We start from the raw sequence: 7284 nt of genomic DNA on the forward strand, positions 1-7284 counted from the left end.
CTTTAAAACTACTCTTTAACCAGCTTTTTCGTAGCTTTTTTCTCACCCGTACTCCATTCGATTATATATATCCCAGATGGCAAACCCTGTAAACTTAGGGTAGTTGTGGTAGTATGCCCTGTTAATGATTGAGTTATTTTGCCGTTCCCCTGCAAATCAATAAGGCGTAATTCCGCTTTTTCGGCGGGATGCGAAACCTGTACTTCATTCACACTCGGATTTGGGCTAAGCATTAAGGCAAAATTCCCTATTTCGTCGATACCTAAAGGCTTTGTAACAATCCCCTTCAAATTTACCGTGATATCTTGTACTCCTGTAGCTTTGTGAGTGATGGTGCCGGTGTAATTACCCGCTGTACTCGCCGTAAATCGAACATACACTTTGGTGGAAACGGTACCGTTGGTTGGTGCAATCTTCAAGACAGATGCCGCATTAACCCATGTAGTTTTATCCAAAGAAATTTCGAAAAAAGCAGAGGGAACTAATTGAATTTCACCTTGTAGATTTTCGGCGGTTACCGTATAGCTTTGCGGCTCATTGGGCATGCCTATCATATAGTTAAAATCGGAAGGTACTTGACCTACTGAGAGCGCTGGCCTGAGAATAGCCTTACTTATTCCTAATAATTCAAGGTCTTTAATTTTAGCATAACGACCTGTGCTAGAGCTTCCTGTGCTATAATAGAGACGAAAAGTTAACGAATCACCAGCTGCCAAATTTATTCCATTTGAACCATTCAACGCAAACTGATAACGAGTGATAGTTGAACTAGGCTCTGCATTGGGGATAATTGGCGTTGTAAACTTCCCATTTGCTGTTATTGCCAAGGGCGTTCCACCCGATAAAGCAGCGGTGGCCTCTGCCGAATCACTTTTGAACCCAGTTTTAGAAAAAACTAGGGCAAATTTTCCAGTTGCTGCCGCATAAAGCGAAGTCTTTAGCTGTAAGGAGTCTAACCTTAGAGTATAATCTGTATTGCACTTAATAACAAACTGTTGGTAAGAGCCACGGTAGAGGTTATTGCCCCAACCACCACCTGCGGTAGTCCACAATCCTCCGCCATCGGCTGAAGGAGCAAACGCTTGACCATGCAAAGCAGAGTAAGCAGGAATCACCGTACCATTAGAGAGATACAATCTTTTGAGGGAAGGCTTGCTTACGGTTACCCCTTTGGCACGAACAGCTACGCTATCGGCATCGGAGAGACTCATGGGCCACAAGGCAAGTCTTTGTGAAAAGGCAAGGGCTTCTGTCTGCGTAATTCCAGTTAAGGTCAACGTTTTGGTACTTGCGCCAGTACTTGTATGAGCAATTGTACCCGAATAATTTCCCGCGGCTTTTGCATTGAGTCTTATCAAAACAGAAGTAGTAGCCACTACCCCACTGGTTGGGTTAATGGTTACAGAGCTCGTATTCCATGTTTTTCCTCCATCGATAGATGCATCAAAATTATTGGGTAACGAAATGACCAATGCAGACGAAAGATTTTCGCCAGTAACTGTATATACTTGAGAAGCCGACGGAGCACCCAAGCCTTGCAAAAATTCGGCTAAAGTACCATTCAAAGTAATAGTTGGGATACTCGTAACCGAAACCGTATCAGTATTAAACTCTTTAAAACCAGTTTTAGTAGCCTTGATTACATAATAATAGGTTTTACCTGCTTCTGGTGCATTATCATTTAATGAATAATTCCACAGAGTGTCGGTAGTGCTTGTAATATCTTTGAGCTTCACAAAATTGGTTTTTGTATCGACACTTCGGTATAGCGCAAATTGAATATCTTTCATATTCCAAGCTGTATTCCAAGCAAAAGTAGTTGGTGTCGACAAATTCGCACCTTTTGTTACTTTCAAATTTAACATAACCAATTCTCCTTTTGCGGTTGGGCAAACATTGTCGATGGCGCAGGGATTCCAAGTGCCAAAGATTTTCGAATTATCATAATAAACCAAAGCCTGAGCATCTGTTAACTGCTTTGACCAAGAAACCCTTTTGCTCACATCTACCAAAGTGCCATTGAATCCTTTGGGTTGATATTCGGCATAGGTAATCAAACTAGTGTTGGTTCCTGTATCCCAAACCGACCAGCCTTCTGGTTTTACTATTTTATTTCCATAAATACTATTCAAGAAAACAACCTTATTTCCCTTTTTTGCTGCATCAGCCGTTCCTGCGTCATTTTGCCACGGCCGACCTAATACATAAGAAGTAACCCCTCTGTTTGCGGGCAAAATCGTATTTCTGAATACATATCCATAAGTTTGAGTCGTTGGCGTATTGGCCGCCGTAATATAACTACCTGATAGTTTATCGATGCGGTCTTTTGCATATACAATACAAGAGTCAAAAACAGCAGTAGCACTACCAAAAATAAAATCGACTACACCATCGATATAAGTATCTTTAAAATATTGACGTTTGCCATCACCATTACTCAATACTGTATCTTGCCCCCCTAAGAAAATACAGGATTTTACAACGGTCTTATCTCCTTCTAAAGATACCGCCAAAGCTTGTGGAGAGTCACCCGTTGTATTTTCGACTGTCAAATTCCACAAGCCACAGTTATCTGATTTAATCGTTAACGTTCCAGAGGTACTAGTTCCAAAGGTTCCCCCAGCAGGATTTGCTTTCCCTGAGTAATCATTCCAAGAAATAATAGTCTTGGCGGCACTTTCACCGATTAAGTAAATAAATGGCTTGTTGGAAGGAATATTGACTTTTTCGAGATATTTTCCATTTTTAATAAAAATTCGAAAAGGTGCTGTACTATTCACTGGTGCAGCATCGATGGCAGCCTGAACGGTTGAATGCGACCCTGTTCCATCTAAAGCAACCACCGCATCGTATCCCATCAAATCTACCGTTTTGGGACCTCCTGCAATTTCACCAGTACCTGTATCTTTGGTGATACTATTGAGAAAATTTTCGAGTTGGGTGTATCCATTTGGAGCGACCTTATTGCCATCTGCAGCATCTTGCGGATTGAGTCCATTGGCTAACTCCCAGACATCATCCATACCATCTTTATCGGCATCGGTATAAGCCTTGTTACTTCCATACTTCGGAATACCACCCACATTGGCGGGACTATCAATAATTCCAGAAGGATGCGAAACACCTGCGCTAGTTACCAAGGCATAAGTGGCACCTTCGTAGGTGGCAGTTCCTGTTCGAGTTTCACGAATAATACGTACATCTATTGGGTCACGACGAGGCAAAATGGCACCAGCGCTATCCAACACTCTCAAATAAGCTTCTTCAGCTGAATGTGTACGCACGGGCGCAGTATCAAAAGGTTTTTCCTGACGAGCAGCCTTGATGAGCGCATCGGCATTTGCATAACTATCTTTCTGTACACCTTTGGTCCAGTTATCGGCCGTTACATCAGGATACCCAGCCACAAAATTGCCATCAATATAAAATTTACCTCCCCACGTAGTGTCTGTACCATCTACATAGAAATTGGTATAATTCAAGATACGGTTTCTTTTATTAGAAGCTGAACTCGTAGTGAGGTTGCCAGGGGTTGCGGGGCCAGCTTTGTAGTAGTTATTCACCATATTGATTTTACCGCCTTCACCTCCATACGAAGAGTTTATATTGCCCCAATTATATAACACATTGTTGCGATAATCTACCAGTTCGTCGGCGGGGTCATACGGAACATACCCTTTTCTTGCGCCTCCAAATCTAGGGTTTCGGGATGAGTGATGCGCCAAAAGGTTATGGTGAAAAGTAGCGTTTGCTCCGCCCCAAATTCCTGCATAACCATGAATTCCTTTGTCATGCTTTGAATTATATAAGCTTTCGCTCAAAATACACCATTGTAAAGTAAAATTTCGGATTCCATAAAATGTTCCTGTTTCATCTATCGACCAGCTCATCGAGCAATGGTCAACAATAATATTTTGGTAGGGGCCATTCCAGCAGTTCATGGCATCGTCTTCAGATGCATTTTCATCTCCAAAACGACAACGAATATATCTCACAATAATATCAGAAGCGGATATATTGAGAGTATAACCCGTAATACAAATTCCATCGCCGGGTGCGGTTTGTCCTGCTATCGTAATGTTATTTTGTCTGATTACGAGTCTACTTTTTAGTTTTATTTCTCCTGAAACTTTAAAAATAATAGTTCGATTTGGCTGACTAATGGCGTCACGCAAACTACCAATTCCTGAATCGTTGAGGTTCGTAACTTCGTATACGCTTCCTCCACGACCACCTTTGGCAAAGCGTCCGCCACCCTCGGCAGTAGGAAAGGCCAATTGTTGGGCTTTGGTTTCTGATAATAAACACAAAATGAGAGTCACAAGTGAAAAAATGTATTTTCTCACTTGGAAAAAAGAAGGAATTTTCATCTTGAATAGGTTTTAAATAGGGTCTGAGCTTTGGGGTATCAGCATTGCGCTGTAGCTAAAAGCTCTCAAAATAGTCATTTTTAGTAGGCACAAGGCAACAGGCACAAGGCAAAGAGTGTTAAATGTTTTAGTAACGATAGCTTTGTTTTTGCCGAATGCCCAAAGCTGAAAGCCATAAGCTCAAAACTTAAATTTTATTTTGCATACAAACTAACCTAATGACCGAGCTTAATTGCTCCATTTGGCAAGCCATTTTGGATAATCCACTTCAATGAGTTTTTTGGGCCAATCGCCATAGTATCCGTATCCAATACGGCGTTCGTGTTCTATTTCGGCCAATGTGGCTTTGGGCAGGCTATCTCGTCCAACAAAGAAAGGTTTATTGGTTTCTAAATCATAGAATCTTGCCCAAACTTCCCCTTTAGGATCAGCTATTACTACACGGTCTTTACCTTTGGGAAGAGCTGGTGCGTCAATGTCTTGTACTTTTATACCAGTGATTTTTACTGATGTCAGATAGGCAACCGCCGACTTTATAGACTGCTTTATTTCTTCAGAAGGATTTTTTATAGCCATCAAAAAGTTGACAATCCCAACCGACTCGGCACCACTCAAAGATGGAAGTTCAAATTTTCTTGCCTTCGCTGGTTTTAGCGTAAGTCTATCATGTTGGGCACACCACACCGTAAGTTTCCCATTTTGGCGAACTTGAGTATTCAAAATACAGCGAATCCCCTTTTCCATGGCACTCAGAGCAAGCGGTCTTAGGTTGGGCGAAACGTTTGCGTAAATATCTTTTGCCTCAACAACACCTCTCATTACTTTCATGACATCAATCATAGCATTGTCATTATAAGTAATATGTTTATGATAGCCAGAGGTATCGGGATAAAACTGCCCCCAACCACCTGCCTTGTTTTGGGCATCGATAAGATAATAGATTCCTCTCTCGGCAGCTTGTAGATAAGACGGATTTTGAGTTAAGGAAAAGGCCTTAAGCAACCCATTTATCTCTCTAGTTGTAGCCTTATCATCAATAGTAGTATCATATACTTTCTTTTCTGATAAAAGTTTTTTCCTAAGTTCTGGTTTAATCAATAGTGAATAATTGATTGCATTTCCGCCTGGCTGTGGCCAACCTCCGTTATCTCTTTGATACAAAAGCATTCTTTCTGCCACAGAATCTTTTGGATAAACAGAAGAAACTGTTTGAGAAAGTACGGATTGCGTTTGAGCAGTATGACAAGCAAAAAATAAGCAAGGGAGTAAGCTCAAAAAACTGAAAGCAAAGGATTTTTTTATCATCATTTAGGGAAGGAAAAAAGCCCCCGAATCTTCGGGGGCAATCTTATTTTATTTCACTCTCCAACGAGGGTCACCACTATCGCGACGGCCAGAGAAAGTATTGTCTTTAAAATTGAAATTTAATCCTGAATAAGGACTTACCCACAAATCTGTAGCTTTTTTAGTATAAGCATTTGATGGTAAACCAGGAATTTCGGTACCTACAACATAGCCAAAATCACTTGTTGTGTAGGTATTGAGCACGGTAAATGGAGTTGTATCAAGACCTTTTGATTTACCTCGAATAGTTAACAAATTTGTTCCAGACTGATCCCATGCATGACCAAAAATACAGTTACTTATTCTAATACCTCCAGTCACATTATTTCCAGAGGTACCTTTCCAAGAGAATAAACTCCCTTGGTTAGTAACAATTTCGCTCAAAGTACAATCTTCAATTACCACCGTTTTGGAATTTTGACTGGACACTAAAAAAGTATTGACTTTACTAAAAGTTGATGTTTGTAACGAGATATTATCTACGGATGCTTGTCCGACACCATCGGTATCAGTTGTCAAGATTCCATATCCCCCAATTTGATATACAATAGAGTTTTTGATAATATAATTGATAATGAATACTTTGGCACGAATACGTAATATGCCACGCATATTTGAAATGACACAATTATCGAATGACAATTCTCCGATGGTTGTAGTAGTACTGATATTCGGGTTGAAAATATAACTAGCAGCAATATCAGCACCGATGAATTCGATATTTGAAAAACGGAGATAGGCAATATTTGCTCCCGTTCCTATGTTACCACCACCCGAGGTTGAAATTATTGTTTTTTGGTCGCCAAAGCCATACGCACTCGTAATAGTAACCGACTTTGTAAAACTATTGGTAGGCATAACATAAGTGGCACCTTTTTTCAAGACAATAATACCACCTTCCACAACATTGGCCAAGGCTGTATTCAAGGCTGTTGGGTCATCGCTATCTGATAGGTCGATTACATTCGGTTGGGTAATATCTACTGCACGTTGAATTGTTGTAAAATTGTCCCAACCGCGAATTGCTCCGTCGGCGCTATAAATAGCCAACTGATAGGTAGTCAAAGGCAAAAGCTTATTAATAATTTTGACACCAGCTTTTTGTTCAGCGTCTGTCACATCGTAAGAAGCTAGAGGATTTGCTAGTTTTAAGTCAGTTTTGGCAAAAACCTTCACCTTAGAAATAACCGTTGAGCCAGTAGCCCAACGTACACGAGCCGCTACATCTATTACGTCTGATGCAGTTGGAGTAATCATAATTGTTGGGAATTTTTCAGTTCTTACCCCTCCCAAATCAGAAACTTTACTGTCGTACTGTGCATCAGCGGCATGTGCTGTAGCGCGTATTTGGTACTGTGTATTCCAAAACAATGACTCCCCTTTCAAAAGAGTTTGGTCCAATACCACATAATTGGTATCCACCTCGATTTTGTAATCTACCGTTTTAAAGGTATCTCTACTAACTTCTACGGTGTAACCCACAGCGGCTTTGATATTGGCCATATTCACAATAATGGTATTGTTTTTGGCCGAAAGCTCTTTGTTTAATACTGGACGAAATAAGCGAGTT

The 7284-nt window shown here is 40.7% G+C and carries 3 protein-coding genes; all 3 read right to left on the reverse strand.

Annotated features, from left to right (window positions below; all coding sequences use genetic code 11):
• Positions 1-8: 8 nt before the first annotated feature.
• Entirely contained in the window at positions 9-4370 is a 4362-nt protein-coding gene (locus tag ACOVQ4_RS06490; RefSeq protein ID WP_421819839.1) for a pectinesterase family protein, read from the reverse strand.
• A gap of 228 nt (positions 4371-4598) precedes the next feature.
• The gene (gene pelA / locus ACOVQ4_RS06495; protein WP_421819840.1) at positions 4599-5675 is read right to left on the reverse strand and encodes a pectate lyase; all 1077 of its coding nucleotides are present in this window, start codon (positions 5673-5675) and stop codon (positions 4599-4601) included.
• Positions 5676-5723: 48 nt separating this feature from the next.
• On the reverse strand, positions 5724-7284 hold a 1561-nt coding region (locus ACOVQ4_RS06500; RefSeq protein WP_421819841.1), incomplete at its 5' end, for a DUF5123 domain-containing protein.

Source organism: Flectobacillus sp. (genome assembly GCF_049240685.1).
GTDB lineage: Bacteria > Bacteroidota > Bacteroidia > Cytophagales > Spirosomataceae > Flectobacillus.

What these genes read in the sequence shown, in the direction of transcription:
- pelA (WP_421819840.1), bottom strand. Translation starts at nt 5,675, where the DNA reads ATGATAAAAAAATCCTTTGCTTTCAGTTTTTTGAGCTTACTCCCTTGC.
- ACOVQ4_RS06490 (WP_421819839.1), bottom strand. Translation starts at nt 4,370, where the DNA reads ATGAAAATTCCTTCTTTTTTCCAAGTGAGAAAATACATTTTTTCACTT.